Source organism: Enterobacteriaceae bacterium ESL0689 (genome assembly GCA_029433525.1).
Classification (GTDB): Bacteria; Pseudomonadota; Gammaproteobacteria; order Enterobacterales; family Enterobacteriaceae; genus JAQTIF01.
Genome location: JAQTIF010000001.1, coordinates 1,049,043 through 1,066,827, shown reverse-complemented (window position 1 = coordinate 1,066,827; position 17,785 = coordinate 1,049,043). Strand labels below are relative to the sequence as shown.

The following is a 17,785-nucleotide window of genomic DNA, read 5'->3' as shown; positions in this document are numbered from 1 at the left end:
AGTATTCCTGTGTTAGTCAAACTCCAGCTCTACCTGTTCCGGGCCAATAAGACCACGTAAATCGTTGAGTAAACGATCACCGGGAGAGACGCGCCACATGGTGCCAAAACGCAGCCGTGCCCGTGCGTCCGCCCTCTGGTAATAGAGGTTTACTGGAATAGTTCCTGAACGATACGGCTCCAGAGACTGACGGAGTCGGTTTAAAAGCTGGTCATCAATTTGCCTGTCTGTCAGTGAGATAGCAAGCCCGCGAGCATATTTTTCCCGAGCCTGGTCAATATCCATCACTTCGCGGGCCGTCATTTTAAGCCCGCCGCTGAAGTCATCGAAGCTGACTTGTCCACTGACGATAAGTATGCGATCTTTCTCCAGCAGCTGCTGATATTTCTCCAGCGCATCCGTGAATAGCATCACTTCCAGGCGCCCGGAACGGTCATCCAGCGTACAGATGCCGATACGATTGCCGCGTTTGGTCACGATTACTTTTGCGGCAATCACCAGTCCGGCAGCGGTGGTTACTTTACCACGTTCTGTCGGATGCATCTCTTTTAGTCTTATGCCTCCGGCATAGCGCGCAATTTCTTTCAGATACTGGTTAATAGGGTGTCCGGTCAGATAAAGCCCTAAGGTTTCACGTTCCCCCTCTAAGACGACCTGTTCCGGCCACGGTGGACAACTGGCATAAGATTGCTCAACTTGTTCCGGCGCTTCCGCCAGTACACCGAACATATCGGCCTGACCGGTTGCTTCTGCCCTGGCGTGTTGATCGGCGGCTTTTAAGGCGTCACCCAGCGAGTTCATCAACGCTGCTCGATGTGGCCCAAGACGATCAAACGCCCCGGACATAATCAGTTTTTCCAGTACCCGACGATTGAGTTTTTTAATATCGGTGCGGGCGCACAAATCAAATAATTCACGAAAATATCCGCCCTGACTGCGCGCTTCGATAATCGCCTCAATCGGCCCTTCACCAACACCTTTAATCGCACCAATACCATAAACGATTTCGCCGTCATCATTAACGTGAAAATGGTAGAGCCCGGAGTTAATATCAGGCGGCAGGATCTTTAACCCCATTCGCCAGCATTCGTCTACCAGTCCGACCACTTTTTCGGTATTGTCCATATCGGCAGTCATCACCGCGGCCATAAATTCGGCAGGATAGTGCGCTTTCAGCCACAATGTCTGGTAAGAGACCAGCGCATAAGCCGCAGAGTGCGATTTATTAAAACCATAACCGGCAAATTTCTCTACCAGGTCAAAAATTTTCATCGCCAGTTCGCCATCAATGCCGTTTTTCTTCGCGCCTTTCTCAAAAGTACCGCGCTGCTTAGCCATCTCTTCGGGTTTTTTCTTCCCCATCGCGCGGCGCAGCATATCTGCACCACCGAGCGTATAACCAGACAGCACCTGCGCTATCTGCATTACCTGTTCCTGGTAGAGAATAATGCCGTAAGTGGGCTCCAGTACGGGTTTCAGGCTCTCATGTTGCCACTGTACATCGGGATAGGAGATCGCTTCACGACCATGTTTGCGGTCGATAAAGTTATCCACCATTCCTGATTGTAACGGTCCGGGACGGAACAGTGCTACCAGCGCGATCATATCTTCGAAGCAGTCCGGTTGCAGGCGCTTAATCAGATCTTTCATCCCCCTCGACTCAAGCTGGAAAACCGCTGTCGTCTCAGAGCGCTGCAACATATCGAAGCTTTTCTTGTCATTGAGTGGAATGGTGGCAATATCCAGCGGCGCTTCACCCTGTTTTGCGCGACGAGCATTGATCATATCCAGCGCCCAGTTGATGATAGTCAGCGTGCGCAGACCAAGAAAATCGAATTTTACTAATCCGGCATATTCGACATCATTCTTGTCAAACTGGGTGACCGGATAGCGCCCCTCTTCATCGCAATATAACGGGGCAAAGTCCGTAATTTTAGTCGGCGCAATCACCACGCCCCCGGCGTGTTTCCCGGCGTTACGTGTCACCCCTTCGAGCTTACGCGCCATATCGATCAGTGCTTTGACCTCTTCGTCAGCGTCGTACAGCTCCGGCAGTTGTGGTTCTGCGTCAAAGGCTTTCTCCAGCGTCATGCCAGGATCAGGAGGCACTAATTTGGCAATACGATCCACAAAGCCATAAGGATGGCCGAGTACACGTCCGACATCACGGATCACCGCTTTTGCCGCCATTGTACCGAAGGTGATAATCTGCGATACCGCATCGCGGCCGTACATTTCGGCCACATGTTCAATCACCTGATCGCGTTTTTCCATACAGAAATCAACGTCAAAGTCAGGCATGGAAACACGCTCTGGATTCAGGAAACGTTCGAACAGCAGATCCAGCGCCAGCGGATCAAGGTCAGTAATTTTAAGCGCGTAAGCCACCAGTGAACCCGCACCGGAACCACGACCAGGGCCCACCGGCACACCATGATCCTTCGACCACTGAATAAATTCCATCACGATCAAGAAATAACCAGGAAACCCCATCTGGTTAATCACCTGCAATTCGACATCCAGACGCTGGTCATATTCCGGACGTCGCCGGGCACGCTCATCCGCATCGGGGAACAGAAATGCAAGACGCTCTTCCAGTCCTTCCTGCGATTTTTTTACTAAATACGCTTCTGTCGTCATCTCCCCGGTCGGGAATTGCGGCAAAAAATATTCTCCCAGCCGCACAGTGACATTGCAGCGTCTGGCTATTTCCACGCTGTTTTCTAAAGCTTCCGGGATATCAGAGAATAATTCACACATTTCATCTTCGCTGCGCATATATTGCTGCGGCGAATAGTTATGCGGGCGTTTCGGATCATCAAGCGTAAAACCGTCGTGGATGGCGACACGAATTTCGTGAGCGTCGAAATCATCACTCTCCAGAAAGCGCACATCATTGGTGGCAACAACAGGGATCCCGCGCGTGACGGCCAGCTGAACAGCCGCATGTAAATAGGATTCTTCATCGCTACGGCCGGTACGAATCAATTCGAGATAGTAGTGATCAGCAAAATGTTGCTCATAGAAAGCGAGACATTGCTCGACCAGCGACATATTGCCACGTATCAATCCAGTACCAACATCACCTTTATGGCCGCCAGAGAGCAGAATCAGCCCTTCCCGGTGCTCAATAAGCCAGTCACGGTCAATCCACGGCCCTTGAGCACCATAACCACGCTGGTAAGCCCGGGATATCAGGAGCGTCAGATTTTGATAGCCCTGGTTACTGGCGGCCAGAACCGTCAGTTCTGTCAGTTCATCACCCAACAGATCGCACTGTACATGCAAATCTGCGCCAATAATCGGTTTCATTCCTGCGTCATGGGCGGCACCATAGAACTTCACCAGTCCACACAGATTAGTAAAATCCGTGATCGCCAGCGCAGGCATGGCAAGAGAAGCCGCTTTTGCCACCAGTGACTTGACTTTCGCCAGCCCATCGATCATCGAATAGTCGCTGTGTACCCGAAGGTGAACGAAGCGTGGTTCAGCCATTTTACGATCCTGTGTGTTTAATGGGAGGCGTAGCTCAGTACCCGTTTCACCGGAGCAAAACTACGCCGATGATATTCAGTGGCACCGTGGATCATCAGTCTTTCCAGATGAAAGGCGGTTGGATAGCCCTTATGTTGCGCAAAACCGTATTGTGGGTATTGCCGATCCAGCACAACCATTTCCGCATCACGGGCAACTTTAGCCAGAATAGATGCCGCACTGATCTCTGCTACCCGGCTATCTCCTTTGACCACCGCCTGAGCAGGCACCGGCAGAGACGGGCAACGATTGCCATCGATCAACACAAACTCCGGTACTATCGTCAATCCAGCGACAGCACGCTGCATTGCCAGCATGGTGGCATGAAGGATATTCAGGGTATCGATTTCAGCGACTTCTGCCCGGCCAAGACTCCAGGCCAGTGCTTTTTCTTTGATTTCATCACTGAGTGCCTGGCGACGCTTTTCGCTTAGTTTTTTCGAGTCCTTCAGGCCGATAATCGGGCGAGCAGGATCGAGGATCACCGCAGCGGTGACCACGGCACCGACGAGCGGCCCCCGCCCTACTTCATCAACACCTGCAACCAGACGCGTATGCGGGTAGACAAATGGCATCATTTTGCTAACTCCAGTACAGCATTCGCCGCCTGCTGGTCAGCATTACAGCGAATTTGTTGATGCAGCGCACGGAAAGTCTCCTGTATGGCAGGACGGGAGTTATCCGCCAGCAGTGGCCGTAATGCATCGGCAAGCCGTTGTGGCTGACACTCATCCTGTAACAGTTCTTTCACCAGTTCCCGCCCGGACAGTAAATTGGGCAACGCAACATACTGGGTTTTCACCAGTCGTTTCGCCAGCCAGAAAGTCAACGGTTTCATACGATACCCCACGACCATCGGGCATTTCGCTAACATGCACTCAAGGGCTGCCGTTCCCGAAGCCAGCAGGGCAGCGTCACTGGCGCTCATCGCATCGCGCGCCTGACCATCCAGCAGGTGAAGCGTCAGATCTGGTGCCGTTTGTTGCTGAATCCGGATAAACTGTTCCCGCCGCCGGGCATTCGCCAGCGGCACCAGAACCTGCAAATTCGGCTCATCCTGGCGTAATATCTGTACTGTTTTGAGAAAATCAGCGCTCAGCATTTCAACTTCTGAACTACGGCTCCCAGGCAGCAATGCCAGACAGCGCGCATTCTGGTCAATTCCCAGGCGCTCACGCGCTGCATTTTTGTCCGGCTCCAGCGGCATCGAATCCGCCATCGTATGGCCAATAAAACGGCAAGGAACGTTGAATTTATCATAAAACGCTTTTTCAAAGGGCAGAAATGCCAGTACCAGATCCGTTGATCGGCCAATTTTGAAAACACGCTTTTGTCGCCACGCCCAGACGGATGGGCTGACATAATGAATGGTCTTAATACCCCGCTTTTTCAGCGCATCTTCCAGCGTAATATTAAAATCAGGTGCATCGATACCGACAAAAACATCGGGGCGTAACGCACTGAAACGACGAGTGAGATCAGCACGGATATGCAGCAACCGGGGTAAGCGTCCCAGCACTTCCACAATCCCCATGACCGCCAGTTCTTCCATTTCATACCAGGCTTCGCATCCTTCCGCCTGCATAAGGGGCCCGGCGACGCCGACAAAACGAGCATCAGGCACCTGTGCTTTCAAGGCGCGAATCAGACCCGCGCCAAGAATATCGCCGGAAGTTTCTCCGGCGACCAGGGCAATAGTCAAAGATGGATACGGCGTTGTCATTAACGAATCAGACCACGGGTAGAACGGGCAAAGAAATCAACAAAAGGCTGAACTTCCGCATGCTGCTCTGCCAGGCGCACAATTTCTGGCCGGGCTTCATCCAGCGTTTTACCACTGCGATAGAGCAATTTATAGGCGTTACGGATAGCGTTAATCGCCTCACGACTAAAGCCCCGACGTTTCAGCCCTTCAATATTGATACCAAATGGCGTCGCATGATTACCCTGGGCAATGATGTAGGGAGGAACATCCTGAGCAACGCCAGAACATCCGCCCACCATGACATGGGCACCAATCACACAGAACTGATGCACGGCGGTCATGCCACCAATGATAACAAAATCATTCAGTGAGACATGCCCGGCAAGCGTCGCGTTATTGGCCAGAATACAGCGATTGGCCACCTGGCAATCATGTGCGATATGTGCGTTGATCATCAGAAGGTTATCGCTGCCCACTTGCGTGACGCCGCCCCCCTGCACTGTGCCTCGATGAATAGTCACACTTTCACGGATACGATTGCGATCACCGATCACGACGCGTGTCGGCTCTCCGGCATATTTCAAATCCTGATTCACTTCACCGATAGAGGCGAATTGATAGATCTGATTATCGCGACCAATTTTAGTGTGTCCATTAACAACGATATGCGATTTAAGTACCGTGCCTTCACCAATTTCAACATTCGCACCAACAACGCAGAATGGACCTATATGGACATTGGCACCAATAACAGCACCTTGTTCCACCAGGGCTGTTGGATGAATAAAGGCCGTTTTATCAATCACGTATCAGGCCTCCCGGCTACGGGCGCACATCATCGTTGCTTCACAAACTACTTTACCATCAACCAGCGCGACTCCCTTAAAGCGAGTCAGCCCGCGACGGGTTTTCTCGAATGTGACTTCCATGATCATCTGATCACCGGGTACCACCGGACGTTTGAAGCGTGCTTCGTCAATGCCTGCGAAATAATAGAGTTCACCGGGCTCCAGCTTACCCACGCTTTTAAACGCCAGAATACCCGTCGCCTGCGCCATCGCTTCCAGAATCAGGACACCAGGGAAAATCGGTTTACCGGGGAAATGTCCCTGGAAAAAAGGTTCATTGACAGAAATATTTTTTACTGCACGCAGAAAATGACCTTCTTCAAAATCCAGCACTCTGTCTACCAGCAGAAACGGGTAACGGTGAGGCAGATATTCCAGAATCTCTTCAATATGCAGAGTATGAGTGTCAGTCGTCAAAATACTCTTCCTGTATAAATTTGCTATCAGACAATAATAACACGGCCTGTAGCAATCCTATGAATGCAACAGGCCGAAAATTTAATACGATCCACTAACGAATTAATCTTGTTGATTAATTTTACGCTCTATCGTTTTAAGGCGTTTGTTCATAGTATCAATATTCATCACCAGCGCAGCCGTTTTACGCCATATCTTATTAGGCTGCAGTGGAATACCTGACGAATAGACACCTGGCTCAGTAATCGGACGCATAACCATTCCCATTCCTGTTACCGTGACTTTATCACAGATTTCCATATGTCCATTGATAACACTGGCACCCCCGATCATACAATAACGACCGATTTTCAGGCTGCCAGCCATGATAACACCACCCGCAACCGCTGTATTGTCACCAATCACTACGTTATGTGCGATCTGGCACTGATTATCAATGATAACACCATTGCCAATCACCGTATCATCCAGGGCGCCACGATCAATCGTCGTACAGGCACCAATCTCAACATGATTACCAATCATCACCCGGCCTAACTGCGGTATTTTCACCCAGTTGCCACGATCATTAGCATAGCCAAAACCATCTGCGCCAATCACCGTACCCGACTGAATCAGGCACTCTTCACCTATTTCAACCTGATGATAAACAGTGACATTAGCCCACAGTCGCGTGCCTGCGCCAATGATCGTATTCTTGCCGATGAAACATCCGGCACCAATGATGACGTTATCGCCCAGCACCACATCGGACTCAATAACGGCATGAGCCCCAATCGCAACGTTTTTACCCAGACTGACGCCAGGATCAATCGCTGCCGACGGTGCAATATTCTGTGCTGGTTGTGGTGTGGTATCGAGAAGCTGTGCGATATGCGCATAAGCCAGATAAGGATCACGCACAACCAGTGCTGCACAGCGGGCAAAGGGTAAATCATTCTGCGTCATCACAATAGCAGAAGCGTGACAACCAGCCAGATGCTCACGATACTTAGCGCCTGTCATGAACGTAATATGACCTGCTTTTGCGCGCTGCATAGACGCTACACCGGTGATGACGATATCACCATCACCGTGTAATTCGGCTTCCAGGCGCTGCGCCAGATCGGCCAGTCGAATTGAAGGCATTACTTAGTTAACCTGTTTTAGCACATCAGCGGTAATATCTTTAATGCTACTGCTGTTAAATGCCACCGCATTAGAGTCGATGATCAGATCAATACTCTGACTGCTGGCAACGCTTTTCACTGCAGTCTGGATACGCGTCACTACTTTGCCACGTTCTTCATTAGAACGACGAGCTCGATCCTGCTCAAAAGATTGTGCTTTCTGAGCGAAAGTCTGACGCTGAGCAACAATATCTTTTTCCAGTTTGCTGCGTTCGCTGCCCGCTTTCATCGATTGTAAGCGCTGTATTCTGGATTGCAGGTCATTTTCCATACCCTGGAGCTCGCTTGCACGGCCCTTGAATTCATTTTCCAGCGTGTTGGAGACGCCCATTTTCTGAGCGACCTGTTGAAACAAACTGTTCATATTCACTAACGCGATTTTATCTGCCGCCTGAACAGAAGCAGCCATTGATAATCCCAGCCCCGCAGCTAATAACCATTTTTTCACAATTCACTCCTTCCATACTATGAGTACCGACAAGGTACCGTTATTGACGGTGAGTCAACAATAATCGTAATTTACCGTCTGAAATCAACGTTATACCGCACTTACATTCCGTTGTCGTCTACAATCACCAGGTTTTACCAATGTTAAACTGGAACTGTTCGGATTTGTCTCCATCATACTTCTTAAACGGTTTGGCATAAGAAAAGACTAACGGTCCTAACGGCGACATCCACTGAATAGCAACACCCGCTGATACCCGAATATCACTCGGGTCACCGTAATCAGGATAGCCTGCATATGCCGTCGAATCCCAGTGGGTATCCCACACTGTCCCGGTATCCATAAATAAGGAAGTACGAACCGAGTTGGCATACTTATCATCCAGCAACGGTGTGGGCGTGATCAGCTCCAGACTGGCAACCGCCATTGCATTACCACCGATGGCATCACTGGATTCACAAGGCGCCGATGCAGTACTCTTGCATTCGTTATTGTAATGACCGCTACTGTGGTGGTTTGAAGGGAAGTAGACCGCTTTCGGACCAATCGTATTGGACTGGAGCCCACGCACTGTACTCGACCCCCCGGCGTAAAAGTTTTCATAGAATGGCATCTCTTTACCACCTAAACCATTACCGTAACCAAAGCGGGTGCGCCCCAGGACAACCCATTTATGATCATCATCGATCGGTATGTAGCTCGCCGTATCCAGCGTTGCTTTATAATATTCGTTATCCGAACCTGGCAGTGTTACTTTGCCGTTCAGGCTGACACGTGCCCCCTGGGTCGGGAAGAAACCGCGATCAAGGTTATTGTATGTCCACCCATAATTGAACGTGAAGTCGTTCGCGCTGAAGCTATTACTGTTATGCGTTGTCGCCGGATATTGTCCGACTGAGTTCAGATAACGCCACATCGCGACCTGGGGTTTCATATCGGACAGCCCGTTATGGACATACCCCAGCCCGGCACGCAACATATTATTTTCGTTGATCGGGAAGCCCAGTGTGACATCTGTACCATAACTTTTATTGGTATAATCAGAGAGGTCAGCATCACTCGCATCGAAATCATTATAGAAGAGACGACCGCCGAGGCTGACACCATCAACGGTGAAATAGGGATTGGTTACCGATAATTCGGTATAAGTCTGATAGTCATTCTTAGTCCCGTTAATACCGACCGAGTATCCTGTACCCAGCCAGTTGTCCTGCTGCACTCCCGCCTGGAAACTGACGCCACTTTCCGTACCATAGCCGATACCAAAGTTGATACTCCCGGTATTACGCTCTTTGACTTTATAGATAATGTCTACCTGATCCGGGCTACCGGGTACACGCTGTGTATCGGTATCAACCGTTTCAAAATAACCCAGTCGATTCAGCCGCTCTTTACCTTGATCAACCAGATCGCTCCCTAACCATGCCCCTTCCATCTGGCGCATTTCACGGCGCAAAACCGCATCTTTCGAAGAGTCATTACCTTCAAAGCGTACTTTACGAACATAGTAACGGTTACCGGCATCAACATTGATATGTAATCTGACCGTCTTATCATTATCGTTGATTTCAGGCTGAGACTGGACGCGCGGGTAGGCATAACCGTAACGACCAAGAAGTTTCTTGATTTCATTCTCTATTCTGGTGACTTTAGTACCGCTGTACAGCTCACCGGCTTCCACTTTAGCTAATGACTCAATTTCTGTCGAATGGCCAGCCAGATTGCCAGTTATCTGCACACCCGTCAGCTTGTATTGCTCACCTTCTGTAATATTGATGGTGATATAAATACTTTTTTTATCCGGTGTCAGACTGACTTGTGTTGAGTCAATATTAAAACGTGCATAGCCATGATCCAGATAGAAACTGCGCAACGTTTCAAGGTCACCGGTCAGTTTCTGTTTCTGGTATTTACGATCTGCGACGAGGTTCCACCAGGGTACATCGTCACGTAACTGAAAGTCTGAGATTAATTTATCTGTGCTGAATGCGTGGTTTCCTACGATATTGATCTGTTGTATTTTCGCCGAAACCCCTTCCTGGAAAACCAGTTTCAGATCAACCCGATTACGTGGTAACGGCGTAACCACTGCTTTTACGCTGGCGCTATATTTACCCACACTATAGTAGAAATCTTCCAGGCCTTTCTCGATATCGGCAAGCGCTGTGCGATCCAGTGATTCCCCGACCCGCACCCCTGATGCTTCGAGATTTTGCTTGAGCATGTCATCTTTAACGGACTTATTACCGGAGAACGTCAAGCTGGCTATGGTGGGTCGTTCTTTCACCTGTACCAGTAAAGCATCATTATCACGTAGCACACGGACATCTTCGAAATTACCGGTAGCAAACAGCGCGCGAATAGTGTTACTGATATCATCATCAGTCACTGTATCACCAGGCCGTACCGGCATGCTGAGAAGAGCCGCACCAACAGCGACACGCTGCAAGCCTTCGAAATGAATATCTTTCACTACGAACCCTTCAGCACTGTATACGGTTGCGCTACTGAACAGCAGCGACGCTATAAATAACTTTTTTATCGCCATCGTTATTATGCATTCTTCCTAACACGTTCTCTCATATTCGAGAGAAATCATTGAAAAGTGCAAGCCCCATTAACAACACCAGCAATATTGAGCCAATGCGATAACTAAAGTCTTGAACTCGCTCAGATACCGGATAGCCCTTTAGCTTTTCAATCGCCAAAAACAACAAATGTCCTCCGTCCAGCACGGGAAGCGGAAACAGATTGATCACTCCGAGATTCACGCTAATCAGCGCCAGAAACATCAAATAGTAAACCAATCCCGACGCCGCTGACATTCCAGCCCCCTGGGCGATAGAAATCGGCCCACTAAGGTTATTCAGTTTAACATCACCGGTTATTAATTTCCCCAGCATTTTGACCGTTAACACCGTCAGTTGCCAGGTCTTGCCTGCCGCTTCAGTCATCGCAGCCAGTGGGCCATACTGACGCACTGTTTTATACTCATCAGGTAGTGGGATAACTTCAGGTATAACACCTGCAAAGCCTGCCACTTTGCCTTTTTCAGATCGCGAATCCGGAGTCAATATCACTTGTAACGGATGATCCTGCCGCAGGATATCCAGTACCAGCGGATGTCCTGGATTATTACGCACCAGATTAACCAATGTCATCCACTGTGTTAGTGGCTGCCCATTGACTTTAACGATCCTGTCCTTCACTTGCAAACCAGCACGTTGTGCCGCTGAGTCGTTTTGTATTTTGGCTAATACCGTATCCAGTCGCGCACTTTTGGGATAAATACCTAACGCCATCAACGGATCTTGCTTACCCGGATCGATTTCCCAGTGTTGTAAATCCAGGACTTTATCCTGACGCTGCTGACTACCAAAAGGCGCAACGGTCACCACGACATGTGGATTACCTATCTTCGACACCAGCGCCATACGCACAGTATCCCAGTCAGGTGTATCGATACCATCTATAGCTTTAAATTCACTCTCTTTACTGATTTGCGCCTGCGCAGCAATCGAATCCGGTTTGATATCACCTGCCACCGGGTATACCGACGGCACACCGAGGATAAACACAATCCAGTAAGCAAAAATAGCAAAAATAAAGTTGGCCATCGGCCCGGCAGCGATCACCGCCATACGTTGCGCAATGGTTTTAGTGCTGAAAGCATAACGGCGCATCTCCGGCTCTACCGGCTGATCACGCTCATTAAGCATTTTGACATAACCGCCGAGGGGGATCAGTGCAATGACAAATTCTGTTCCATGTCGGTCAACACGTCGCCATAACACTTTGCCAAAACCGATAGAGAAGCGTTCAATATAAATGCCACAGCGACGAGCCACCCAGAAATGACCATATTCATGTACGGTGATGAGTACACCTAATGCAATGATAAAAGCAATCAGATTCCAGAGAATGCCGGACATAACACCTTCCATCAAATTATTCTGAATACCAGCAATAGCAGGCATGCAAATACAGGCACTGCCGCTGTCAGACTATCAATGCGATCCAGCATTCCCCCATGACCCGGTATTAAATGACCACTGTCCTTAATGCCAGCTTCACGCTTAAACATACTCTCTGTCAAGTCGCCCAGTACAGACGCAAGTGTCGCAATCACGGAACAAATCAGTAATACCCTGGGCGCGACATCCAGATTGACCCATCGGCCATAACCCCATGAAATAATGGCGGCAGTTATCAGCCCACCGATAAAACCCTGCCAGGTTTTTCCGGGAGACACTTTCGGCATCAGCTTATGTTTACCAAAGAGTTTACCAAATATGTAAGCGCCAGAATCGGCACCCCATACCAGCACCATGACATACAGCAGCCATTGCGCACCACTGTACTGATTTTCTGGATAATGCCAGCCACGTAATACGATCATTCCCCAGAAAAATGGCACGATAGTCAGCAGGCCAGAGAGTAAACGTAACCCACGGGAATGTCGCCAGAAGACCGCAGAGGAAGGATAATAAATAACCAGCAGCAATGCTGCTATCCACCAGCCAAATGAGATCCATAACCACCCCGCCACCAGCGGTTGCCGGGCATCAGTAGCCGCACCTGGCATCAGGAAAAACAGCAATGCCAGCAGTAAACCGCAGAACAGTGATAATCCGGTACGTTGCGTTCTTTTCGTGAAGCCACTTAATGGCCCCCACTCCCATGCGGCCAACATACAGACTATCAACGTGGCGATAGCAAACCCCATCAGCGGCAACCAAAAAAGTACGGCAATCACCAGGGGGATCAGGACGAAAGCCGATATCAGGCGATACTTCAGCAAAAGTAACCCCCATCAAGCATAATTGTTTTCGGTTCCAGTACCACCAAAACGACGTTCTCTATTAATAAAGGCATGGAGCGCCCCTTCAAAATCCTGTTCAGTAAAATCGGGCCAAAGAACATCGGTAAAATAAAGTTCAGCATAAGCAATTTGCCAAATCAAAAAATTACTGATGCGATGCTCTCCCCCGGTCCTAATCACTAAATCTACAGGTGCCAGTTCATGCATACAAATCTGCTCACTCAGCATCTGTTCCGTAATCTGTTCAGGCCGGAGTAATCCATTATGAACCTGAGTCGCCAGCGTGCGGACACCCTGAATAATATCCCAGCGTCCGCCATAGTTTGCAGCGATATTCAGCGTCAGACCTGTATTATTCTCTGTCAGCGCTTCTGCTTTCCGAATACGATCCTGTAGCCGGGCATTAAAACGCCGCGTTTCACCCATAATCCGCAGGCGAATATTATGCCGATGCAGACTTTTGACTTCACTATCCAGCGCCCGTACAAACAGTTCCATCAAGGCGCTCACTTCCTGTTCCGGACGGCGCCAGTTTTCACTACTGAACGCATATAATGTTAATGCTTCAATACCATTATTTACCGCGAAGGAGACCGCCCGACGAACGGACTTTACTCCAGCCTTATGACCAAATGCACGGATCTTCCCCTGTTTTTTCGCCCAACGACCATTGCCATCCATAATAATGGCGATATGACGGCAGCCATGTGCGAGAGGTAATTCGCTGACAATTTGATTTGCAGACAACATACGCGTTTTCAGTCCGTAATAAGGATTAAACTCAATAACTCAACGCAAGCAACCCGTCAGCGCGATACAGGCACTTTTCCCCGTGTTGAAGCGCTAACACCCGCTATACGCCAGGTCTAACACGAAGAGTCGTGTTCTATCACGAGCCTCTATCTTTAACTTACAATGATAAGGTGGCGCAGACTATATCACCGATACTCAGTGCCCACAAATATCGCCGTCATCCTGCTGACGGCATCTGTATTGGCCCGGTTATCCGCCGCTTTTACACCATATTGCCTGGGCGCTTGCGCGCAATCACTACCCTATCGCCCGCTTTTTTATCTGTTGCTGCGCATGAATCCGGGCTTCCGCATCAATCTTTAGCACATCCTCAATACTGTGCGGTTCTGCCGAAGATTGTTGCTCCAGTACCGCAAGATTAACGGCCGCGATATCCGTAAAACGGATCTTACTGTCCAGAAAGGCGGCTACGGCGACCTCGTTGGCAGCATTTAATATCGTTGTCGCGGCCTGACCGCTATCAAACGCATCTATCGCCAACTTCAGACAGGGATAGCGCTCATAATCTGGCCTACTAAAGCTCAGGTTAGTCAACTGACAGAAGTCTAATGCCAGTACACCAGAGTGCAGACGATCAGGCCAGCCCATCGTATAAGCAATAGGCGTGCGCATATCGGCGATGCCCAGTTGTGCAATAACACTGCCATCAAGATAGCGTACCATCGAGTGGACCACCGACTGTGGATGGATTAATACTTCTATCTGTTGCGCTGAAGCGTTGAACAACCAGCGTGCTTCAATATACTCCAGCCCTTTATTCATCATTGTGGCAGAGTCGACAGATATTTTTCGTCCCATTGACCAGTTAGGATGCTGACAGGCCTGATCCGGTGTTATCGTTGTCAGTTCTGATAGCGGCGTTTCACGAAAAGGGCCACCGGAACCAGTCAGTAAAATGGATGATACTCCCTGTTCAGTGAGATCCGCATAGCCGAGATGGTGTTGAATATTGAGCGGCAGGCTCTGATATATCGCATTATGTTCACTGTCGACAGGCAACAAACGCGCTCCATATTGCCGGACAGCATCCATAAATAAATGGCCACAAGTGACCAGTGACTCTTTATTCGCCAGCAACACCGTTTTGCCTGCACAGATCGCCGCCATCGTCGGCACCAGCCCGGCAACACCAACGATAGCAGCCATAACCTGATCCACTTCGTCGAGGGCCGCCATCTTCGCTGCGTCTTGCTGACCACTCAAGACTTGAGTACGGCTTCCCGATTCCCGTAACCGAATACGTAATGCATCCGCACTATGTTGATCATCCATCACCGCGTAGCGTGGGGAAAACTCCAGACATTGCTCCGCCATACGATCAACATTTTTGCCAGCGACCAGGGCCATAACAGAAAAACGATCACGGTTATGACGCACGACATCCAGCGTACTGCAGCCAATTGAGCCGGTCGAACCCAGGACAGTTAATTGTTTCATGAGACATCCCGAAGAATTGAGACAAAATAAAAACGCCGCCGGTCAATCGCTCGCAATCTGACCAACGGCGTTGGGATCATACCCACTTATCAGAACTTCATGAGTTCTGCCTCTTTATCCGCCAGGGCTGCGTCCACTCTTTTAATCGCCGCATCGGTTATTTTTTGCACATCTTCCTGAGAGCGACGATCATCATCTTCGCTAATCTCTTTATCTTTAAGTAATGCTTTCACTTTGTCGTTGGCATCACGACGCACATTACGGACGGATACACGAGCCTGCTCTGCTTCTGCACGCACGATCTTCGTCAAATCCTTACGACGCTCTTCTGTCAGCGGTGGCAGTGGTACGCGAATATCACTGCCAGCAGAGTTGGGATTCAGACCGAGATCGGAAACCATTATCGCTTTCTCAACCGCCTGACTCATCGAGCGATCAAACACATTAATTTTCAGCGTCCGGGAGTCTTCTACAGTAATACTGGCCAGTTGACGCAACGGGGTGGGCGTACCGTAATACTCGACAACAATACCATCCAGCAGACTGGGGGAAGCACGACCCGTGCGTATTTTGCTGATTTGAGTTTTGAATGCTTCAACGCATTTCTCCATGCGTGCTTCTGCATCTTTTCTGATATCGCTAATCACGTTAGAAATCCTTGAAATTTTATCTCAGACAAACCCGACAGCGACTCATCATCGTCAGGTTTAATGAAAATTATCGGGGGGGACACCCCCATGAAGTCAAGCAGAATATTACCTGCATTTAGCACAATCGGGAATCACTCCGCTATTAATGTTCCCTCTTTTTCACCCATCATCACACGACGCAATGCCCCCGGTTTATTCATATTAAATACACGAATCGGCAATTTATGGTCACGCGCCAGGGTAAAAGCGGCTAAATCCATCACTTTTAACTCTTTCTCAAGAACCTCATCATAGCTGAGTTGCTCATATAACGTCGCGGAAGGATCTTTCATCGGATCGGCGGTAAAGACACCATCGACTTTCGTCGCTTTGAGCACAACATCGGCTTCAATTTCAATACCACGCAAACAGGCAGCGGAGTCAGTGGTAAAAAATGGATTACCGGTCCCTGCGGAAAGGATCACCACACGATTATTACGCAGCAAACTAATCGCTTCTGCCCAGCTATAGTTATCACAGACACCATTCAGCGGAATGGCTGACATCAGACGGGCATTCACATAAGCACGATGAAGGGCATCACGCATCGCCAGGCCATTCATCACTGTGGCCAGCATCCCCATATGGTCACCCACAACCCGGTTCATGCCAGCTTTTGCCAGCCCGGCGCCACGAAACAGATTACCACCACCAATCACTACGCCAACCTGAATCCCCAGCTCAACCAGTTCTTTAATTTCCTGGGCCATACGATCAAGTATGCTTGCATCAATACCGAAGCCTTCTGAACCCTGTAGCGCTTCGCCACTTAACTTAAGCAGAATACGTTTATAGACGGGTTTTGCATTGGTAGCCATATTTCTTTCCTGAGCCGGTCAATGAATGAGATAAATGAGGTTCTGGCGATATTGTATCTCGTTTTTCAGTACAATAATGATAATCCGTTATCGGAATTCACCAGATGAGTACAAAAAGAAGCCGCCATCAGGCGGCTTCTTGCGGAACATTAAGATTGCTTAGACATGGCTGCCACTTCGGCAGCGAAGTCAGATTCGACTTTATCAATGCCCTCACCGACTTCAAAGCGGATGAAGCCCGTAACATCGGCATTGTGCGCTTTCAGCAGCTGACCGACAGACTGGTCGGTATTCATGACAAAAGGCTGTCCGGTCAGAGAAACTTCGCCGGTAAACTTCTTCATGCGGCCAGCAACCATTTTCTCAGCAATCTCTTTCGGTTTACCAGACTGCATGGCGATATCCAGTTGCACCTTATATTCTTTGTCGACGACTTCAGGAGAAACATCTTCCGGGTGAATAAATTCTGGCTTACTGGCTGCGATATGCATTGCCAGCTGCTTAACCAGCTCCTGATCAGCCCCTTTCGCCGCAACCAGAACACCGATACGCGCACCGTGCTGATAGGCACCTAAAACATCACCTTCCAGAAGAGACACACGACGAATATTAATGTTTTCACCAATCTTCGCTACCAGTGCCACACGTTCTTCTTCAAACTGTGCTTTCAGTACATCAACATCGGTGATTTTTCCGGCAACCGCGGCATCCAGTACTTTATTAGCAAAGGCCTGGAAACCACTGTCTTTGGCAACAAAGTCAGTCTGGCAGTTAACTTCCAGAATAATGCCGTAGTTACCCTCGATTTTGGTAATAATGACACCATCTGCCGCCACGTTACCGGCTTTTTTCGCCGCTTTGATGGCACCGGATTTACGCATATTTTCGATTGCCAGCTCAATATCACCGTGCGCTTCGGTCAGCGCTTTTTTGCAATCCATCATGCCTGCGCCAGTACGTTCGCGCAGCTCTTTTACCAGGGATGCGGTAATTTCAGCCATTGTTTAATCCTCGGGAAAGCTAACCTGCCTGGCTCATCAACCAGACAAATTGAAAAGTGAAAAAGGGGCCACATACAGGCCCCT

The 17,785-nt window shown here is 49.3% G+C and carries 15 protein-coding genes; all 15 read right to left on the bottom strand.

The window, feature by feature from the left end; translation table 11 throughout:
- Positions 1 to 12: 12 nt before the first annotated feature.
- The 15 genes from dnaE to tsf all read right to left on the bottom strand — a co-directional run bounded on the left by dnaE (position 13) and on the right by tsf (position 17,701).
- A complete protein-coding gene (dnaE, locus tag PT300_05290) occupies positions 13 to 3,495 on the bottom strand; it encodes a DNA polymerase III subunit alpha (GenBank protein ID MDF7680057.1) in 3,483 nt (1,160 codons plus the stop codon).
- 17 nt (positions 3,496 to 3,512) lie between these two features.
- Positions 3,513 to 4,112 carry a ribonuclease HII gene (gene rnhB, locus PT300_05285; GenBank protein ID MDF7680056.1) on the bottom strand — a complete coding sequence of 200 codons (600 nt, stop codon included), beginning with the start codon at positions 4,110 to 4,112 and terminating at the stop codon, positions 3,513 to 3,515.
- Positions 4,109 to 5,257, bottom strand: a complete 1,149-nt coding sequence (gene lpxB, locus PT300_05280; GenBank protein ID MDF7680055.1) for a lipid-A-disaccharide synthase — start codon at positions 5,255 to 5,257, stop codon at positions 4,109 to 4,111. The genes rnhB and lpxB overlap by 4 nt, the downstream gene beginning before the upstream one ends.
- On the bottom strand, positions 5,257 to 6,045 hold the full coding sequence (gene lpxA, locus PT300_05275; GenBank protein ID MDF7680054.1) for an acyl-ACP--UDP-N-acetylglucosamine O-acyltransferase: 789 nt from the start codon (positions 6,043 to 6,045) through the stop codon (positions 5,257 to 5,259). Before lpxA ends, lpxB begins: the two co-directional genes overlap by 1 nt.
- 3 nt (positions 6,046 to 6,048) lie before the next feature.
- The gene (gene fabZ / locus PT300_05270; protein ID MDF7680053.1) at positions 6,049 to 6,504 is read right to left on the bottom strand and encodes a 3-hydroxyacyl-ACP dehydratase FabZ; all 456 of its coding nucleotides are present in this window, start codon (positions 6,502 to 6,504) and stop codon (positions 6,049 to 6,051) included.
- A 102-nt stretch (positions 6,505 to 6,606) separates the two neighbouring features.
- Positions 6,607 to 7,632 (bottom strand): UDP-3-O-(3-hydroxymyristoyl)glucosamine N-acyltransferase, encoded by a 1,026-nt coding sequence (lpxD, locus tag PT300_05265; GenBank protein ID MDF7680052.1) that lies wholly within the window; start codon positions 7,630 to 7,632, stop codon positions 6,607 to 6,609.
- A 3-nt stretch (positions 7,633 to 7,635) separates the two neighbouring features.
- Positions 7,636 to 8,121 carry a molecular chaperone Skp gene (skp, locus tag PT300_05260; GenBank protein ID MDF7680051.1) on the bottom strand — a complete coding sequence of 162 codons (486 nt, stop codon included), beginning with the start codon at positions 8,119 to 8,121 and terminating at the stop codon, positions 7,636 to 7,638.
- Between the two features lie 124 nt (positions 8,122 to 8,245).
- Complete coding sequence (gene bamA / locus PT300_05255; protein MDF7680050.1) at positions 8,246 to 10,669, bottom strand: outer membrane protein assembly factor BamA; 2,424 nt, start codon at positions 10,667 to 10,669, stop codon at positions 8,246 to 8,248.
- A gap of 31 nt (positions 10,670 to 10,700) precedes the next feature.
- Entirely contained in the window at positions 10,701 to 12,053 is a 1,353-nt protein-coding gene (gene rseP / locus PT300_05250) for a sigma E protease regulator RseP (protein MDF7680049.1), read from the bottom strand.
- Positions 12,054 to 12,064: 11 nt separating this feature from the next.
- On the bottom strand, positions 12,065 to 12,922 hold the full coding sequence (cdsA, locus tag PT300_05245) for a phosphatidate cytidylyltransferase (GenBank protein ID MDF7680048.1): 858 nt from the start codon (positions 12,920 to 12,922) through the stop codon (positions 12,065 to 12,067).
- Positions 12,923 to 12,934: 12 nt separating this feature from the next.
- Positions 12,935 to 13,693, bottom strand: coding sequence for a (2E,6E)-farnesyl-diphosphate-specific ditrans,polycis-undecaprenyl-diphosphate synthase (gene ispU, locus PT300_05240; GenBank protein MDF7680047.1), 759 nt, complete (start codon positions 13,691 to 13,693; stop codon positions 12,935 to 12,937).
- 300 nt (positions 13,694 to 13,993) lie between these two features.
- A complete protein-coding gene (ispC, locus tag PT300_05235; GenBank protein MDF7680046.1) occupies positions 13,994 to 15,193 on the bottom strand; it encodes a 1-deoxy-D-xylulose-5-phosphate reductoisomerase in 1,200 nt (399 codons plus the stop codon).
- Positions 15,194 to 15,282: 89 nt separating this feature from the next.
- Positions 15,283 to 15,840 (bottom strand): ribosome recycling factor, encoded by a 558-nt coding sequence (gene frr / locus PT300_05230; protein ID MDF7680045.1) that lies wholly within the window; start codon positions 15,838 to 15,840, stop codon positions 15,283 to 15,285.
- A 134-nt stretch (positions 15,841 to 15,974) separates the two neighbouring features.
- Positions 15,975 to 16,700 carry a UMP kinase gene (pyrH, locus tag PT300_05225; protein MDF7680044.1) on the bottom strand — a complete coding sequence of 242 codons (726 nt, stop codon included), beginning with the start codon at positions 16,698 to 16,700 and terminating at the stop codon, positions 15,975 to 15,977.
- A gap of 149 nt (positions 16,701 to 16,849) precedes the next feature.
- A complete protein-coding gene (gene tsf / locus PT300_05220; GenBank protein MDF7680043.1) occupies positions 16,850 to 17,701 on the bottom strand; it encodes a translation elongation factor Ts in 852 nt (283 codons plus the stop codon).
- Positions 17,702 to 17,785: the final 84 nt, after the last annotated feature.

Bases quoted from the DNA above. Each gene is read 5' to 3' on its own strand.
- rseP (MDF7680049.1), bottom strand. From the start codon at position 12,053: ATGTCCGGCATTCTCTGGAATCTGATTGCTTTTATCATTGCATTAGGT.
- pyrH (MDF7680044.1), bottom strand. From the start codon at position 16,700: ATGGCTACCAATGCAAAACCCGTCTATAAACGTATTCTGCTTAAGTTA.
- dnaE (MDF7680057.1), bottom strand. From the start codon at position 3,495: ATGGCTGAACCACGCTTCGTTCACCTTCGGGTACACAGCGACTATTCG.
- bamA (MDF7680050.1), bottom strand. From the start codon at position 10,669: ATGGCGATAAAAAAGTTATTTATAGCGTCGCTGCTGTTCAGTAGCGCA.
- lpxB (MDF7680055.1), bottom strand. From the start codon at position 5,257: ATGACAACGCCGTATCCATCTTTGACTATTGCCCTGGTCGCCGGAGAA.
- rnhB (MDF7680056.1), bottom strand. From the start codon at position 4,112: ATGATGCCATTTGTCTACCCGCATACGCGTCTGGTTGCAGGTGTTGAT.
- ispU (MDF7680047.1), bottom strand. From the start codon at position 13,693: ATGTTGTCTGCAAATCAAATTGTCAGCGAATTACCTCTCGCACATGGC.
- tsf (MDF7680043.1), bottom strand. From the start codon at position 17,701: ATGGCTGAAATTACCGCATCCCTGGTAAAAGAGCTGCGCGAACGTACT.
- lpxD (MDF7680052.1), bottom strand. From the start codon at position 7,632: ATGCCTTCAATTCGACTGGCCGATCTGGCGCAGCGCCTGGAAGCCGAA.
- ispC (MDF7680046.1), bottom strand. From the start codon at position 15,193: ATGAAACAATTAACTGTCCTGGGTTCGACCGGCTCAATTGGCTGCAGT.